Source organism: Paenibacillus sp. FW507-14B1B, assembly GCF_058781425.1.
In genome coordinates this window covers 303123-318683 of record NZ_JBYSWS010000001.1, presented here as the reverse complement: position 1 = coordinate 318683, position 15561 = coordinate 303123, and the positions used below count along the sequence as shown (strand labels likewise).

The window sequence follows — 15561 nt, the reverse complement described above, 5'->3', positions numbered from 1 at the left end:
GGCTTTTATATACTTATTATCTTCCTGTCTGTGGTGGATTGCCAACTACTCCAGGGTATTGGTATTTCAACGGCTCATCGAAGACTACATAATCAAGATTTACCATGAGCAGAAGAATTCTGCGTCCGGTTTGAGGCTCACTAATAATGATATGATCACGGCCAGCCGCTTCCAATACGCCTTTGAACACTTTTGCATTCCACTGCGAGTTGTTCTCGTAAGTCATATAGAAGGTTCCTACTTTACCAAGGTTCAAACGAAGGATATTTTCAACATAGGATTGCTCAAACTGAGGTGGAGTCGGAACAACGGTTCCTCCTGGTGTCATTGTTGCGCCGCTCATCACCTGAGGGGGGACGTTACCTGTATAAGCTCCAGTCCCGCGTTGTTGGCATCCTCCTTGAGGGTTACTTTGTTGTTGGAATCCTTGTTGCTGTTGCGAGAATCCCTGTTGAAAGTTCTGCTGTTGAAGTCCAGGGTATCCATTTCCGATCGTATAGTTCACAGGTGTCACTCCGTTATTCATAAGTAATTTCCTCCTTTAATAACCAAAAGCTATCTGTACACATTCGGACAATCATCATAAGTAGGTTGGAAAAAGCAGTGGGCTTTGTACCGACCGGTGTTTTCTTGGTTATACCAAGTTGGTGGACAATCTCCTGCCGGTCTAAAGAACCACAATGCATAATTCGCAGGCCAGGTCCGTTCCCCGTTAATAGCTCGCTGAGCTAATCTTCGATCCCGATCTCGAGCTCTCTGATAAAAATAGCCCTTCTGCGTTGCTTCAAATCCGCCAGGATTTTGGTACACCATGTCATTCATATTCCGGATATTTTTGAAGTCTAAGCAGTTCGCTAAGATCCGGTTCACGCCGACATTTCCAACCATCATCATTCCTTGCTCCCCTTCACCCTCAGCCTCAGCACGCATCAATCGGGCTAATAAGTCGACATCCGATGAATTCGTCTTGATAACGGCCACAGTCCCCTCCTCCTTCCTTCCTTGTGTTCACCATGTATCTTATGTGCATCTGCCTAGGGTGGTGACAATACGTTAATTAATTTTGATAAATTACGCTGAACTTACATAACCAACCATTAAACTTAACAAGAGCAATCTATACTTGGCTTTGTAAGGTCAAGTTGAAAGTGAGGTATGGACAAATCGATGATACTGATGAGGCGTAAAGAAATGATGTTGGCGTATGTTTTGTTGGCTCCTTCACTGCTTCTGTTCGGTATATTTCTGTTCTACCCGCTCCTAAAGTCCGTTTATCTTAGTTTGTTCCTAACGGATCCACAAGGTCGTGTAGCCGAGTACGTTGGAATGGATAACTTCAAAGAAATACTCCTATCCGAGAAGTTCTATACAAGCTTTATGAACACCGTGATATTTATCGTACTTACGGTGCCCGTTGGTATCGCAGTAGCCCTATTGCTGGCTGCGTTAACCCATAATTATTTGAAGGGAATGAAGCTATTCCGATTTATATTCTCATTACCCATGGCTGTTTCTGTAGGTACCGGGTCAATGATCTGGATGATTATGTATCACCCCACTTTAGGTATACTCAACTACTTCTTGCAGATCGTTGGACTGGATTCAATTCAGTGGTTAACGGATCCCAGGTGGGCTATGCTATCCGTTTCACTGATGACGATATGGATGAATCTTGGTTTCAACTACATTTTGATGCTAAGTGGAATGCTAGGTGTCTCGGATGAGATTTATGACAGTGCAAGAATAGATGGCTCAGGACCGCTGCGAACCTTTGTACAAATAACAATGCCACTAATCTCCCCAACACTATTCTTTACCTTCGTAGTATCCATCATTGGGGCTTTTCAAGCATTCGGCCAAATTAATATTCTGACTAAAGGCGGCCCAATGAACACCACGAATGTGATGGTCTATAACATTTATCAAGATGCATTTATTAACTTTCGCTTCGGCATCGGAAGCGCACAGGCATTAATTCTGTTCGCTATCATTCTTTTACTCACCATCGTTCAATTCAAATTCATTGAAAAGAAGGTGCATTACGGGTGAAGATCCGTCTCTTTCCCAGAAGCTGCATTTACATCTCGTTATTGATCTGCGCTATTCTTGTCTCATTTCCTCTGCTGTACACCCTATCTAACTCCATGATGAGCGAGGCAGAATCAGCAGTCTATCCACCACCCTTACTTCCTTCTTCCTTAAACCTGACGAATTTTATAAAAGTTATCGATACGATTCCTGTTCTTCGTTTCATTAACAACAGTATGATCGTTTCCATGTCCATTATGATCGGGCAGATTATGACTGCCAGTCTCGCTGCATATGCCTTTGCTTTTCTTAGATTCCCAGGTAAAACACTGTTATTCAGCTTGTTTCTAGCGACGATGATGGTTCCATGGGAAGTAATTATGATTCCTAATTACTTAACAATTAAAAGCCTTAACTGGCTCGATTCTTATCCGGGACTCATCGTGCCGTTTCTCGCTACAGCATTCGGAACCTTTTTACTAAGACAGTACTTTATGCAGCTCCCTAAAGAGCTCTTTGAAGCAGCAAAAGTGGATGGCTGTGGACATTTAAGAATGTTTATCCGAATGGTTATGCCATTATCCTTGCCAGGCGTGGCTACCCTTGGCGTATATTCGTTCCTAAACAACTGGAATATGTACTTATGGCCGCTTTTGACAACCAATCGAGAGGAAATGCGAACCGTTCAAATCGGTATCGGCATGCTTCAGTTTGAAGAAATGAACTCGTGGAACCTCATACTTGCAGGGGTATTATTACTTCTGATACCTTCTCTTCTATTACTCGCTCTAGGACTTAAACCTTTGGTTCGTGGGATAACCGCAGGAGCATTGAAAGGTTAATGGTACGATGGTTCGATCGTTTTTTAGAGCAATCACTTTTGCGGGTTTTGATTCCGCAATTTTGATATAGATACATACTATATATTCAAAGGGAGAGATTAACCGATCATGAAACGTATTGGAAAAAGATCCTTCACCTTGATGCTGCTCGCTTGCATGATGATTCTATCCTCAGCTTGTGGAAGTAAAACCTTATCTAATGCTCCTGAACCTGTAGCCGCTGATCCTTCAGCTCCATCCACTCCTAAAGAACCAGTTAAAGTAGTGTGGTGGCACTCTATGAGCGGGGAACTGGGAACTGTCGCCGACAAGTTGATATCAGACTTTAATGCTGAGCATCCCGAGATTCAGGTCGAAGGCGTATTCCAAGGGACATATGATGAAAGTTTAAATAAGCTCAAAGCTTCTCTCGGGTCTGATAGTGGTCCGGCGATGATTCAGGTCTATGAAATCGGGAGTCGTTTCATGATGGATACGAAAGCCATTAAACCCGTTCAAGATTTTATTGATGCTGAACAATATGACCTATCCGCATTGGAACCCAATATTAAGAATTACTACACATTCGAAGATAAGCTATATTCAATGCCATTTAACTCCTCAAACCCTATACTTTATTACAATAAAGATGCTTTTAAAGCAGCTGGTTTAGATCCGGAAAACCCACCTAAAACTTATGAAGAAGTGGCTGATGCAGCGAAAAAGCTGACAAAAGATGGACAGACTGGTGCTTCTTTTGCGATTTATGGATGGTTTATGGAACAGTTTTTTGCTAATCAAGGCGCTGATATTCTCAATCATGGAAATGGTCGTAGTGCTCTAGCTACAGCTTCTCAAGTGAATATGGAAGCAGGTGTGAAGACACTGGAGTGGTGGAAAGGAATGCTAGACGATAAATCCTTACTCAATCTAGGACGAAAAACAGATGATACGAAAAAAGCATTTGCGGCTGGACAGATCGCCATGATGCTTGACTCTACAGCCTCCCTACGAGGTATCGTCAGCGCTTCTGAGGGGAAATTTGAAGTAGGTACTGCTTTCTTACCAAAACCTTCTGATGGCGGCAAAGGTGGCGTTATTATCGGCGGAGCCAGCCTATGGATGCTTAACAACAAGTCGGAAGCTGAACAACAAGGTGCTTGGGAATTCATGAAATATCTTGCTGAGCCGAAGACACAAGCTTACTGGCATATAAATACAGGCTACTTCCCGGTGACTACCAAAGCCTATGAAGAATCAATAGTGAAAGAAAATTTGGAGAAATACCCTCAATTTCAGACAGCAGTGGATCAGCTCCACCAGACAGAGCCGAATCAAGCAACGCAAGGTGCAGTCATGGGTGTATTCCCAGAAGCTCGTCAAATTACAGAGACCGCAATTGAGGAAGTATTAAATGGAAAGAAATCGGCACAAGAAGCGCTGGATCAGGCTGCGAAAGAGATCACTTCAAAAATCGAAGTATATAACAAAACTGTTAAGTAACAGGTTGATACAAAAAAACATCCCAAAAGATCTCAGATCTTTGGGATGTTTTTTCATGAGTTTGTTTTTATTGAAATGAGAACATGACTCCGGCATAAATAGCTGCCGCTGCACCAAGTCCACATAACAGGACAATACTTGCACCTTTGCTACGTTTAAATAGAACAATCATTGCAGAACATAGTGCTGCTCCAACCAAGAAGAGTAGTATACCAATTACACTCCATTCAAAGGCCAGAGGCATACCTGTGTATTCTTGATGGAACCATCTGAAAGGCTCAGCTGCATCGGCTCCGGTTAAGGCTACAGTTACATCATGTGGAGCTGGCTGCTGATTCATAAACCCGGTCACAATATAGATTAATCCTAAGATTACTCCTTCAGTTCTAGTCCATATCGCGGGTTTAAAGCCCGGCTGCCGTTCCAGTTTTCTCTTCATCAGACTTCCGTTAATAAATCCGAAGACCAGAAGCGGAATAATCAGGATGTGCTTAACAAGAAGTGCTTGACCATATGGGACAACCCAACTATTTATTAAATCAGGTGTAACACCACTCATTAGGTACAGGCCAGAACCAATTACAATTAGAACAGAAATGATAGCAACGGGATGGAACCATCTTAGGAAAGCTCCCCATCCAGATGTTCCTTTGTTAAAAAAGCCAACCATAAGCAGTGTTCCTGTCCATACCGCCATCGCTGTGAAATGTCCGAAGAAAGCAAGTTCACCCTTAAATCCGAACAAGGAAGCAGCGTGATTAAATGAAGACATCGCAAAGGAGATCCCTAATAAGCTGATGGGCATCAACCAACGCAGTTTAGTGGTAGGTCTTCGATGATGAATGACTGTTAGAACAGCCATGAGCAGGGATAATACCGCTACCCATGCATATTTCTCACCTTCACTAAAGGAGAACATGACTGCTTTAAACGATTGAGCGAATCCTACATCATCTTTAAAGAACATGATGATTTGAAAAATCGGAATGAAAGCACATATAGCAACGATTACAGCTGCAGCTGGACCGAGCCAGATAGGGTATTTAATGTTTGGTTTCTTGCTATCAGGTACGAAAGAAAGAACCGTAATCCCCGCAAGAGTTGCATATCCTAAATATAGTAGTGGTTCACTAATCCAATACATCGATTACCGTCTTTTCCGGGATTGTTTAAGGGCGAAGAACCCTCCGATCGCTACTAAGGCGATAATCAGTACAACCCACAGTGTAGTTCCAGAACCGGACTCTGTTCCACCCGATGAAGCTTGAGACTGCTCGGCAGGAGCATTGTCTGTATCCGCTGGTTGTTGTTCAGAGTCTTTAGAAGTGTCGCTTGGCTGTTCTTGGTTCGAATCTGTTGGTTCGTTAACAGCTGTGTTACTATTCTCTCCATTATCTCCAGGGTTCTCAATAGGGCTTTCTTGATCTGCTTCTGGAGTTGCTACGGGTGCATCAACTTGAAATGCATAGTTTCCTTTCACTGGATGACCGTCAAGACCAACAATCTTCCATTCCACCGTATAGGAGCCTGATTCCAGGGGACTTCCTAAAGTTGCTTTCATTTCACTGTTCTCGATCTTCACTTCAGTAGCATCTATCTTCTCACCTTTATCGTTAGTGATCGTCAACGTACTAAGCGTTGAATCAATCTTTTCATTAAACGATAAGCTAAGTTGCTGAACGGCTTCAGTTTCAGTTGAATTGGCCGCGGGAATGCTTGATTGAAGTTTCGAATGTGCCCAAGTACCTGTTGGGAATGCAAACACAAGGAGCATGGCGAGAAACATAATCAGGGGTTTAAACATTTTCAAGGGTGAATCCTCCTTCTTCGACAAGAAATATCTTAATTTTTAACCATCCTCATGATAACAAAGAGAACGAAGCAATACTATGTGCAATTTGTGAATAATTAAAAACACATCGGATATGTATGGATTATAGTTAACATATTAAATGTTATGTAAACAAATACTAAGAAAAGATACCTCTTACTCGATTGAAAAACTCTCTACTGAAGTCTCTCATCTTCTAAGAAGCATCATTTGTAACAAATTCTATAATTAATCTCATTAATAATTAATGAGATTAATTATTATTATTCTTCATAGATCATCTTTTTTGTCATGCCTCCATCGACAACCAAGTGAGATCCAGTAACAAAAGTATTCTCCGGATCTGTTAAATAAAAACAAGCACGAGCAATATCTTCAGATCTACCTACTCGTCCTGCTGGATGTTGGACATGATCTCGCTCGCTTAGAGCCTCATAATCACCGGTATCTATCCAACCCGGACTGATACAATTGACTCTGATTCCATCTGGTCCCAGACTAACTGCTAGCGCATGAGTTAAGGATACAATCGCACCTTTCGAAGCGGCGTACGCTTCAGAGTGAGGTTCAGACTGGATAGAGCGCGTAGAAGATATGTTCACAATAGAGCCGCCTTTTCCATGGGTCTTCATATGTTTGGCTGCTTCACGTGATACAAGAAAACAACTACGAGCGTTCGTGTTTAGCACATCATCCCATTCATCTACAGTCAATTCGTAGAGTGATTTGAAACGTGATACACCAGCATTATTAACTACGATATGGATTGCACCCGTCTGATCAAGAGCAAATTTCATTAGGTTTACAACATCTTCTTCCTGCCGAACATCACAAGTTGTAAACCATGCTGAGTAGCCATCGTCAAGCAGGCTACGTTCTACTTCACGGCCTTGTTCTTCTAGGTAGTCGCTGATTATCACCTTAGCGCCTTCAGCTGCGTAAGCACGTGCTAATCCAAATCCTATCCCCTGTGAAGCACCGGTGATAACGACTGTCATATCTTGAAATTTCATGGACTGCCCCCTCCTTGATAATATTGATTATATAACAAGGTGGGAACAGCCCCAAGTATGTTCACTTATGAACTTCATATCCTCGAACGGGTTCTTGATATTGACGGGGATACCGCTCGAATTTATAGTAACGGGTTCCTTGAAAAGACAATCTTCCCTCATCACCCTCTGCACAAATGCCAAACTCATTCCCATTCACTAAAAACTCCATTCGATCTCCGCTTTCCACTTCAAAGGTCAGGTAATATGAAGTCCGGGTACGGCTGGATATGTTATCATCTGGCTGATGGCTATGTGTAACCTCGCTTCTTTTACTGACGATACGAGAATCTACGGTTAACAGTGGTTGCTTGTTATTACGGTTCCATTGCATGATGCCTTTACTGGCAGAGAGCAGAATGATACCAAGAACTACCACAAACACAACAGGCATCACACTCCCGAAAAAATCGAACATCCAAACTGAATCCGATCCCATACGCCTCCCCCTTCCATTTTTCAGCGAACTATTTCCATGCAGCCTTTGTCTTGATTCAATTATATGCGGAGAGGAAGACAACTTTAACTCAAGAATCGGAAAAATAACTCGTTTGTTGTTGGACAAGGGTAAACAAAACAAAAAGCTGATGATCTGTATCGCTACAAACCATCAGCTTTAAGTCAAATATTGACTCATTTCCTTCAATTGTCCTCTTACGCTTTCCCTAAGCATGTATCAGTTGCAGAAGTTCCTTTGTTTCACGAAGCCCTTCATCTTCCTCATTCTCCATTGGTAGTAAACCTTGTTCTGTCCAGCAAGCTCTACATTTTTCTTCGGTTTCACATAGGTGTGCATCTTCACAGTTGTAGCATAAGCGAAGCAGGTTGACAGTCATCATATCGGTTTCGAATTTCATCTCAATCACTCCTATTTTTTTAACCTATTTGGTGTATCTCTTCTTTACACTTTTATAATAGCATGAAAAACCGCTATAGATTGTGATTATTTTCACAACTTTGTGAACAAAATCAAAATTGTGATTTTCAAATTATGTATGAATGCATTGATTGAAATAAGTTGTGAAACTATAAAAAACCTTGTCTCCAGCTTGATCGCATGAAAACAAGGCTTTCGTATGTGTCATCGAACTCTCCAATTCTTACCACCATCTAAAGTTTGAAGAAGTCTTGAGCGTTTACCGTCAGAAGATTCTACCAACATCCAACCTACATCAGTTGAAGCAAATTGCAATTTTGATATTAATGGAAAATCAACAAGATGCTCTGTCAATTCAGGATCCTTAGGAAAAGCATTCCAAGTCTTTCCCATGTTCTTCGTGTGATACACGATACCGTTAATTACGCTCCAACCTTCTTGAAGATTTCTAAAGACGGGACTGATTGTTCTTTCACTAGATTTTGGATTTAAAAGGAAAGGCACAAGTTCCCAAGAAACCCCACTATCCGAAGAGAAATACCCAAGGTACACTGTCTTCTGATTTTGATCTGTGCTGGTTACAGGAATCCATACATCATTAGTTCTCCCGAGGAATTGTGGTGTACCTGGTATGTAAGAGACATAATTACTTAATTGACCTTCTTGGAATACGGCATTCGAAGCGCTCCACTTCGTACCTCCATCTCTAGTTACATAGAGTTTTGATCCCTTCATCTCTTGAACAGTAGCTAGTCCCGTATAAGAGTTAGCAAATGACATACCCATTAAGTGACCTGTTCGTGGTATAACCGTTGCTGGAATCCGTGATGCAGGGTAATCAGAATTCTGCATTATCGTGTTCCAATTCCCCCCATTATCTATCGTTCTGAATAAGGATTTTTCCTGAAATCCAGGTGACTCCTCTCCAGCTGACATGACCCATCCACGCACAGCCGAAGTAAATGATAGAGCTGTCACTTCTTTAACCCCCGGGAGTGAAGACAACTTCCACTCTTTCCCTCCATTACTTGTATTCATCAGAATGGTTTCCATATTTCCTTGAGCATTACGAACGATCCAGCCATGATCTTTGTCAGTAAAAACGATATCTTTTCCATACACAAGCTTATCTACAAAATTAATGTTGGAAGATGGCGAAATATTAACCCAAGTCTCTCCATAATCCTCTGTAAGATAAAGTCGCAATGATGTTTTTGTCAATCCCCAAGCTATCCCTTCTGATTCACTCAACATATGAAAGTCAGTTAGTCTGGTCTGAATTTGATACTTACTTTTTTCCTTAGTGTCACTATTTGAGGTTTCATCAGTTATAACCGTTAAGACCTGTCCATCTTCAACAGATTCGTTATCAGTCTCTACTGGGCTCTGTTGTATCACCGTCTGTGTCGGTGTAGAAGAACAAGCAGTAATCATAAATATGAATATGAATAGCATACTCATGCTAAGACTATACGAATGATTGCGTAATCTCAAACAACATCCTCCTTCGTATTCATCAAGCGTAATCTTGTCGCTTTTTCGGTCATTATATCATACCACTGGTATGATTATAGAACTGAACCTTTGCAGTTTGATAACAAAACTGTATCCTTTTTACTATTTTTTAACAAAAAATTAGTAAATGCATAAGGTAAAGCCTATTTAGGGAAACTTCACTATATGCAATTATGGCAAGTAAAAAGATTAGGCTCTTGGAGGTGAAATTCATGTCAAAACCGGACAATCGTAAAGATAATGTTGCTCACTTGCAAAATGCCGTACAAGATACCATTGAAAATTACCGTGAAGCTGAGAACTATCTCAATGAATACAGTGATGAAATCTCAACTCCCGAGAAAGAACAAATTTTGCAGAAGAATAACAGACGTAAGAACAGTATTTCTAGCTTCCGAGAAGAAATAAAAGATGAAGCCAATCATCAGCAAGATTAATAAGATGCGTATATAGGAGATCACTGACCTTAGTACCCATAATGCGTCTTCAAGAAGGAGACATTCATATAAGCTAGCCTTGTGAAAATCCAGATTTGACAAAATTGTAAAAAAATCAAAGTGTTTTCATTTGTTTTTGTGATCAAAATCATGTAAACAATACCCATTTCAATGATTTACCCCTATAATGGGTAATGGTATGCGTACAGCATTTTCCATATAAACCAAAGTATTTAGGAGAAGGAGATGATTTGAATGAGTTCTGCTACTTTTAAACCAAGCCGTGTCGTCATCGTCGGAACCGGCGCAGTAGGAACAACAACAGCTTATACACTGTTGCTTCGCAAACGTGTATCGGAGATTGTTCTGATTGATGTTAACCATGATAAAGCCGTGGGTGAAGCGCTAGATATGAATCACGGTCTACCATTTATTGGTGGAGTTAAAGTTTGGGCTGGAGATTATTCTGACTGCACAGGTGCAGATATCATTATCGTAACAGCGGGAGCTTCACAGAAACCTGGCGAAACCCGTATTGATCTCTTGAAGAAAAATGCAGCAATTTTTAATGATATTGTACAAAATATCACCAAATATAATAAAGAAGGTATTCTTCTGATTGCCACGAATCCAGTCGATATCCTTGCCTATATAACACAAAAAGTAAGTGGTTTCCCAGTTAACAGAGTTATTGGCTCGGGTACACTGCTGGATAGCGCACGTTTCCGTTATTTGATTGGTAAGAACAAGAATATTGACCCACGTAGTATTCATGCCAATGTAATCGGGGAACATGGTGATTCTGAGGTACCGGTGTGGAGCCTTGCACACGTTGCAGGTGTAGACCTAGAGATGAGTGAAGAGGACAAGAAAGAGATCAGTTCCAATACAATAAATGCAGCATATGAAATTATTAATGCAAAAGGTGCTACATTCTATGCAATCGCACTGGCACTGGATCGGATCGTAACAGCTATTATGCAAAACGAAGGCGCAGTACTTACAGTCTCCACTTTACTTCAAGACTACTGTGGAGTATCCGATGTGTACCTCGGTGTACCATGTGTTGTAGACCGGACAGGTGTAAGAGAAGTTCTCGACATTGAACTCACACAAACAGAGACACAAATGTTCCAAGAATCCGCTGAAAAAATGAAAGTCGAAATCGCAAACCTTAGAGGATAGCATAACAAAAGAACGTCTGATGACTCATGAATAGATGAGCGAATCGGACGTTCTTTGTTATTGATATTTAATTAATAACATTAACCATTAATGTCATGAGTTAGTTGATGGATGGATTATAGCATGTTTTTAGAAGAATATGTATAAAGCCAAGTAATATAGTTTACATAACATATAATATGTTACCTAATTCCCGTTGGAAGCTGAATATTTAAACGAGCAATAGCCTCTTCTTTTTCACGGCTTGTCACATGGGTATAGATCGTTGTTGTCTGTATGGATGAGTGTCCAAGTAATTCCTGAACGGTCCTTAGGTCCGCACCCTTTCGAAGCAACATCGTTGCAAAGGAGTGTCTTAGCTTATGGCTAGAGTATGACAATCTCTGCTGTTCAGGCACTTCCGCCTGAAATCGTTCAAAGGTTTCCGAAGCAATCTGTTGTATACAACGGATAGATAATCTTCTTCCCTTCTGTGACGTGAACATCGCTTCCTCTTTAGCTCGCCAGGGGTCAATTCTTTCCGAAATTGCCTGCTCCAGCATATGACTAACTGACTCAGGTACCGGAAGCGAACGCCATTTACGTCCCTTACCAAATACACTTAACGTCTTATGCTCCGCATTGAAATCAGACAAGTTAAGAGCATGTACTTCACCTATACGCAGCCCCATATATGCCATAAGTAGAAATATCGCAATGTTTCGTGTGCGATATTTACCTTGTACAGACTCGAAGAAACGCATTAATTCTTGTTCATTTAGAAAAGAAGGAGCTCTATTCGACTCTGTTTTGGATTTTTTTACTCCGGCTGCAGGGTTTTGTGTCGTCAATTCTAATTCAATCAATGCTTTGAAAAAGCAGTTCACCGCTGCATGCTTGCGATTTCTTGTAGCATCACTGACTCCACGTTCCCGGACAGATGACAAGTAAGATATCACATGAAGCTTCTTGACTTGTTCCATCGTTTTCCCCTTCAACGACTCCAAAAATCCATAAACATCACTCAAATAGGACTTTTGTGTATACATGGTATAACCCGCATCCTTCATCCAGATCAGAAAAGCGTCTAACTGCTCTTCGTAGATGTCTTTTACATCGGTCATAGCGCTTCTCCTCCTCCTTATACTGAACATAATTTTAACACAAATCCTTCAGGTTCGTGGTAATTGCAGCAATTCATGGCATCATACACACAAAAAAAGTCCGCTCTCTCCATCAAAGAGAACAGACTTTTATGAGCACGAGAATGAGCTTGTTAGCAAGGTTGTTTTCCTCACACTTTAACCTGCTGTAGATTCTACCTTAGCATTCGATGATGGTGCCTCTTTAATCAATTTAAGCCGGCTCTCCAAGTCCATAGTTCGATTCGCTCCAACCTGGAAGGTCGATCCTGCTCTGACAGACAGTATTCTAACTGAGTCTATCCGAATAATAGATTCTTGTTGTTCCGTAGTGATTGTCATTTCCACTTCATTATCATCAACCCAATGAGGTATTTCTTGCTGAAAAATTGCATAATCCGAAAATTCCACCTCATCTTCCGAAGTTATCTTCTCTTTCTGAACGTTTATGCCGCATGATTTGGAAACGATATTTCCGGACTCTCCACATATCATGGCTGCACTTTCATAGATACGATTGATGTATAAATTCGTTAATTTCGTGGTTCTCATCACGGTTCCTTATGCAATGGAAGTGCCTGCTGTTCTGTAGTAGGCTCTGGACTAGGCAGCAAAGAATCTGGCGGAGTATCGCTAACTGATGAACAGTTAATGACTTGCGTATCACCAACAAGGAATACAGATGAACTACTGATGGACAACACTTTGATCTCGCCTACGGACAGCTCTTTATTCACGACGTTCAGTTTCATTTGTATCCTTCTTTCCCATATAAGTCTGTTCAATATGCTGCTTTACAGCGACATCAATATCTTTCTTCACTTGCTGAACAATTGTATCCAGCACGGACGCATCATCTAGCTTTTGTGTATTATTCGATTCCATTTGATCTACATATAAGACAATGCGAGCATCAACCTGTCCTTTAATATCTTGGATGATTAATTCCTTATGTTTCGAATCGATTTGCCCTTCCTCTGTTAAACAATCAATCATCTTCGGAACCTCATGTTCAAGATACGAATAAACAGCCTGCTGAATATTCGTGATCATTAATGCTCGCTTGGGATCAGTCTGAATTTGTTCCATCGTCTGGCCGTTTACCATCACATCGTCTATTGTTTTACCTGCACTTTGTGTCATCCCAATATTTAAAGTACCCTCAAGCTTCTCAATTTTGAGGAGATCAAAATGATATTCAATTCGCTCAATGTTCGTACTGTTTTTGCTCATTAAACCATCTACATCTTTACGTAGATCCTGCAACAACTGATCCATCTTCTCTAGTTTCTCTGATTGCCTCTTCAGTTCTTGAAACAACTGCTGAATGTAAAAAGGATGCATACAACCCCTCCTATCGTATTCTATGTAGGGGTTGTATGAATAATTCAATGAACATATTAAGCGATAAACTTCCTTAGGCTCGGTTCGGGTAAGGGAACCATCGGCTTTGTCTTTTCTTGTTCTGCTTCAAGTTCGTTGCCCTCAGCCGCGCTTTCCGCTCGATTGGTGTTATATACATGTGAAAGAGCCTTTATCGTTCCAGAAGTACCAATTTGCAATACAGATGAATTAGATACAGAGCCAATACGTAACTGTTGAACCGTTATACACTGATATACGGATAAGTTCATAAACCTACATCCTTAAGGAACAGACACCTGATCAACGGCATCTGGATCTAATGTATTTGTACTACTCGCTTGATTGTTGGTAATGACCGTTCCTAAAGCATCACCGACAGAAAATGAGTTTGCCCCACCGTGATTTTTTACATTACTGCTAAGTATCACTGATGCCGTATTCCCTACTAATACGGTGGAACTGGGGCCAACGCTGTTAATCTTCATATTGCCGATTATTGAAACCACCAATCCACGCTCCTTCAAACAAAATCACTACGTCATTCTATGTAGATACTAGCCCAGTTGTCACTAAAAAGGTCATTCACCCATACAATACATAAGAACAAAGGAGGGAGATTATGAGTTCAGATCTGCCGAATTTAGACTGGTTACGAGAAGATCCATTCTTCAAGAAGCATTTTCCTTTCAAAGGAATTAAAGAACATCTTAAATTCAATTCCGATGAAGTGGATCAATATGTTGAAAATGCATTACGTGAAGCAAATATGAATTCTGCATTAAAAACCAGGAACAATTCCAAACTACAGTATGAACATGTTGATACACATAACATATTAATTACAAAAATTAGAATACCAAAAGGCGTTCACCCCGAAAATATTTGGGTTCAGTTGAATCGTACTCAGATTCGAATTCATGGATTGAGTGATGAGGATGAAAGTGAGATTATCACATTACCAACACCCATTATACCCGACCAAAGTAAGGCAACATTTAAACAGAGATCTCTTCAACTCAAGATGCCAAAAATGTCCTCAGGTCGCTTCAAGGATATCCCGATTCGATTTTTATGAATAATTGTTAAAAAACGTCGATTTAGAACGTAACCACTTGCCTATCCAACCAAATAAAAATGCTTTAAATCAAAATATGCGTATAATTTATGTTATACGCATATTTTTTAGGCGTTATTTACGTGTGAAATTGACTGATTTTCCAGCCCTAAAATGCAGAAAAAAGCCGTAATAGCGCGGATTTTTAGTGTTTTCATCCTCTTTTATGTTATTATTCCTAACGAACCCCGTTCATGAGTGCTTCTAATGCGTATCTGTTTACAAAATATAAGGTCATCTACATCTCGTATGATCATTTCTAAGTCGGATCACTAAACAATAACCCTGTTAAGATGTATGGGAGTTGTACCAAATCATATCTGCGATTTCATGTGTGTTCGTGTGGAGTATCCCAATGGCTTGAACATAATTAAGGATATATAAGATGATAATTCTCTTAAAGTTTAAGAGTTTTAATACTAAGGAATTCTGACTTCGATTAGTTTACATAATATATAATTTGTTAACTAACTTAATGGTTTTATTTCACATGGTTGACCCCCCTTCATTCCTAGATATTAGAAGGTAGCTTTCACACTGATTTTATAATCTTTAAACATATTACCAAGTTTAGCTATACTCCTCGTTCTTCTTCCCTTGTTCCTTTAAGCTAACTAACTATGTGTAATAACATATCAAATCAACAAAACAACACGCACCGATTAAGTACCGGTGCGTGTTGAGTGGCTTTGTTAAAAAGTTATTAGTATTA

General features: G+C 40.5%; 20 protein-coding genes. 6 read left to right on the top strand and 14 right to left on the bottom strand.

The window, feature by feature from the left end; translation table 11 throughout:
* Positions 1–16: 16 nt before the first annotated feature.
* Together gerQ and AC3WJJ_RS01390 are read right to left on the bottom strand one after the other, a co-directional pair.
* The gene (gene gerQ, locus AC3WJJ_RS01395) at positions 17–526 is read right to left on the bottom strand and encodes a spore coat protein GerQ (protein WP_492537333.1); all 510 of its coding nucleotides are present in this window, start codon (positions 524–526) and stop codon (positions 17–19) included.
* Positions 527–555: 29 nt separating this feature from the next.
* Positions 556–981: a cell wall hydrolase gene (locus AC3WJJ_RS01390; protein WP_492537331.1), complete on the bottom strand. Its 426-nt coding sequence runs from the start codon at positions 979–981 to the stop codon at positions 556–558.
* Positions 982–1155: 174 nt separating this feature from the next.
* Here AC3WJJ_RS01390 and AC3WJJ_RS01385 point away from each other — a divergent pair, with 174 nt between their 5' ends.
* From AC3WJJ_RS01385 to AC3WJJ_RS01375, 3 genes are all read left to right on the top strand, one after another.
* Positions 1156–2049 (top strand): carbohydrate ABC transporter permease, encoded by an 894-nt coding sequence (locus AC3WJJ_RS01385; protein WP_492537329.1) that lies wholly within the window; start codon positions 1156–1158, stop codon positions 2047–2049.
* A complete protein-coding gene (locus AC3WJJ_RS01380) occupies positions 2046–2870 on the top strand; it encodes a carbohydrate ABC transporter permease (RefSeq protein ID WP_492537327.1) in 825 nt (274 codons plus the stop codon). The genes AC3WJJ_RS01385 and AC3WJJ_RS01380 overlap by 4 nt, the downstream gene beginning before the upstream one ends.
* A gap of 108 nt (positions 2871–2978) precedes the next feature.
* Positions 2979–4352: an ABC transporter substrate-binding protein gene (locus tag AC3WJJ_RS01375; RefSeq protein ID WP_492537325.1), complete on the top strand. Its 1374-nt coding sequence runs from the start codon at positions 2979–2981 to the stop codon at positions 4350–4352.
* A 67-nt stretch (positions 4353–4419) separates the two neighbouring features.
* Here the strand turns inward: AC3WJJ_RS01375 and AC3WJJ_RS01370 are convergent, their stop codons facing one another.
* From AC3WJJ_RS01370 to AC3WJJ_RS01345, 6 genes are all read right to left on the bottom strand, one after another.
* Positions 4420–5496, bottom strand: a complete 1077-nt coding sequence (locus AC3WJJ_RS01370; protein WP_492537323.1) for a copper resistance D family protein — start codon at positions 5494–5496, stop codon at positions 4420–4422.
* A gap of 3 nt (positions 5497–5499) precedes the next feature.
* Positions 5500–6156, bottom strand: a complete 657-nt coding sequence (locus AC3WJJ_RS01365) for a copper resistance CopC family protein (protein WP_492539538.1) — start codon at positions 6154–6156, stop codon at positions 5500–5502.
* Positions 6157–6446: 290 nt separating this feature from the next.
* Positions 6447–7196, bottom strand: a complete 750-nt coding sequence (locus tag AC3WJJ_RS01360; protein WP_492537320.1) for an SDR family NAD(P)-dependent oxidoreductase — start codon at positions 7194–7196, stop codon at positions 6447–6449.
* A gap of 61 nt (positions 7197–7257) precedes the next feature.
* Positions 7258–7674, bottom strand: coding sequence for a DUF2500 domain-containing protein (locus AC3WJJ_RS01355; protein ID WP_422656741.1), 417 nt, complete (start codon positions 7672–7674; stop codon positions 7258–7260).
* Between the two features lie 226 nt (positions 7675–7900).
* Complete coding sequence (locus AC3WJJ_RS01350; protein WP_492537319.1) at positions 7901–8092, bottom strand: hypothetical protein; 192 nt, start codon at positions 8090–8092, stop codon at positions 7901–7903.
* Positions 8093–8316: 224 nt separating this feature from the next.
* Positions 8317–9606: a WD40/YVTN/BNR-like repeat-containing protein gene (locus tag AC3WJJ_RS01345; RefSeq protein ID WP_492537317.1), complete on the bottom strand. Its 1290-nt coding sequence runs from the start codon at positions 9604–9606 to the stop codon at positions 8317–8319.
* Positions 9607–9839: 233 nt separating this feature from the next.
* On the opposite strand from AC3WJJ_RS01345, the gene tlp reads away from it, so the two are divergent.
* Together tlp and AC3WJJ_RS01335 are read left to right on the top strand one after the other, a co-directional pair.
* The gene (gene tlp, locus AC3WJJ_RS01340; protein ID WP_492537315.1) at positions 9840–10064 is read left to right on the top strand and encodes a small acid-soluble spore protein Tlp; all 225 of its coding nucleotides are present in this window, start codon (positions 9840–9842) and stop codon (positions 10062–10064) included.
* A gap of 255 nt (positions 10065–10319) precedes the next feature.
* Positions 10320–11249: an L-lactate dehydrogenase gene (locus tag AC3WJJ_RS01335; protein WP_492537313.1), complete on the top strand. Its 930-nt coding sequence runs from the start codon at positions 10320–10322 to the stop codon at positions 11247–11249.
* Positions 11250–11431: 182 nt separating this feature from the next.
* Here AC3WJJ_RS01335 and AC3WJJ_RS01330 read toward each other — a convergent pair whose 3' ends face one another.
* From AC3WJJ_RS01330 to AC3WJJ_RS01305, 6 genes are all read right to left on the bottom strand, one after another.
* Entirely contained in the window at positions 11432–12352 is a 921-nt protein-coding gene (locus AC3WJJ_RS01330; RefSeq protein WP_492537311.1) for a tyrosine-type recombinase/integrase, read from the bottom strand.
* Between the two features lie 177 nt (positions 12353–12529).
* Positions 12530–12922 carry a spore germination protein GerPE gene (locus AC3WJJ_RS01325; protein ID WP_492537309.1) on the bottom strand — a complete coding sequence of 131 codons (393 nt, stop codon included), beginning with the start codon at positions 12920–12922 and terminating at the stop codon, positions 12530–12532.
* Positions 12922–13122 (bottom strand): spore gernimation protein GerPD, encoded by a 201-nt coding sequence (locus AC3WJJ_RS01320; protein ID WP_492537307.1) that lies wholly within the window; start codon positions 13120–13122, stop codon positions 12922–12924. Before AC3WJJ_RS01320 ends, AC3WJJ_RS01325 begins: the two co-directional genes overlap by 1 nt.
* On the bottom strand, positions 13100–13714 hold the full coding sequence (gerPC, locus tag AC3WJJ_RS01315; RefSeq protein WP_492537305.1) for a spore germination protein GerPC: 615 nt from the start codon (positions 13712–13714) through the stop codon (positions 13100–13102). Before gerPC ends, AC3WJJ_RS01320 begins: the two co-directional genes overlap by 23 nt.
* A gap of 56 nt (positions 13715–13770) precedes the next feature.
* Entirely contained in the window at positions 13771–14004 is a 234-nt protein-coding gene (locus tag AC3WJJ_RS01310) for a spore germination protein GerPB (RefSeq protein ID WP_492537303.1), read from the bottom strand.
* A 12-nt stretch (positions 14005–14016) separates the two neighbouring features.
* Positions 14017–14241 carry a spore germination protein gene (locus tag AC3WJJ_RS01305; protein WP_492539535.1) on the bottom strand — a complete coding sequence of 75 codons (225 nt, stop codon included), beginning with the start codon at positions 14239–14241 and terminating at the stop codon, positions 14017–14019.
* A 113-nt stretch (positions 14242–14354) separates the two neighbouring features.
* Here AC3WJJ_RS01305 and AC3WJJ_RS01300 point away from each other — a divergent pair, with 113 nt between their 5' ends.
* Positions 14355–14810: an Hsp20/alpha crystallin family protein gene (locus tag AC3WJJ_RS01300; protein WP_492537301.1), complete on the top strand. Its 456-nt coding sequence runs from the start codon at positions 14355–14357 to the stop codon at positions 14808–14810.
* Positions 14811–15561 lie beyond the last annotated feature (751 nt).

Coding starts and splice junctions, on each gene's coding strand:
- gerQ (WP_492537333.1), bottom strand. CDS start 526: ATGAATAACGGAGTGACACCTGTGAACTATACGATCGGAAATGGATAC.
- AC3WJJ_RS01385 (WP_492537329.1), top strand. CDS start 1,156: ATGGACAAATCGATGATACTGATGAGGCGTAAAGAAATGATGTTGGCG.
- AC3WJJ_RS01375 (WP_492537325.1), top strand. CDS start 2,979: ATGAAACGTATTGGAAAAAGATCCTTCACCTTGATGCTGCTCGCTTGC.
- AC3WJJ_RS01370 (WP_492537323.1), bottom strand. CDS start 5,496: ATGTATTGGATTAGTGAACCACTACTATATTTAGGATATGCAACTCTT.
- AC3WJJ_RS01365 (WP_492539538.1), bottom strand. CDS start 6,156: ATGTTTAAACCCCTGATTATGTTTCTCGCCATGCTCCTTGTGTTTGCA.
- AC3WJJ_RS01360 (WP_492537320.1), bottom strand. CDS start 7,196: ATGAAATTTCAAGATATGACAGTCGTTATCACCGGTGCTTCACAGGGG.
- AC3WJJ_RS01355 (WP_422656741.1), bottom strand. CDS start 7,674: ATGGGATCGGATTCAGTTTGGATGTTCGATTTTTTCGGGAGTGTGATG.
- AC3WJJ_RS01350 (WP_492537319.1), bottom strand. CDS start 8,092: ATGAAATTCGAAACCGATATGATGACTGTCAACCTGCTTCGCTTATGC.
- tlp (WP_492537315.1), top strand. CDS start 9,840: ATGTCAAAACCGGACAATCGTAAAGATAATGTTGCTCACTTGCAAAAT.
- AC3WJJ_RS01335 (WP_492537313.1), top strand. CDS start 10,320: ATGAGTTCTGCTACTTTTAAACCAAGCCGTGTCGTCATCGTCGGAACC.
- AC3WJJ_RS01330 (WP_492537311.1), bottom strand. CDS start 12,352: ATGACCGATGTAAAAGACATCTACGAAGAGCAGTTAGACGCTTTTCTG.
- AC3WJJ_RS01325 (WP_492537309.1), bottom strand. CDS start 12,922: ATGAGAACCACGAAATTAACGAATTTATACATCAATCGTATCTATGAA.
- AC3WJJ_RS01320 (WP_492537307.1), bottom strand. CDS start 13,122: ATGAAACTGAACGTCGTGAATAAAGAGCTGTCCGTAGGCGAGATCAAA.
- gerPC (WP_492537305.1), bottom strand. CDS start 13,714: ATGCATCCTTTTTACATTCAGCAGTTGTTTCAAGAACTGAAGAGGCAA.
- AC3WJJ_RS01310 (WP_492537303.1), bottom strand. CDS start 14,004: ATGAACTTATCCGTATATCAGTGTATAACGGTTCAACAGTTACGTATT.
- AC3WJJ_RS01300 (WP_492537301.1), top strand. CDS start 14,355: ATGAGTTCAGATCTGCCGAATTTAGACTGGTTACGAGAAGATCCATTC.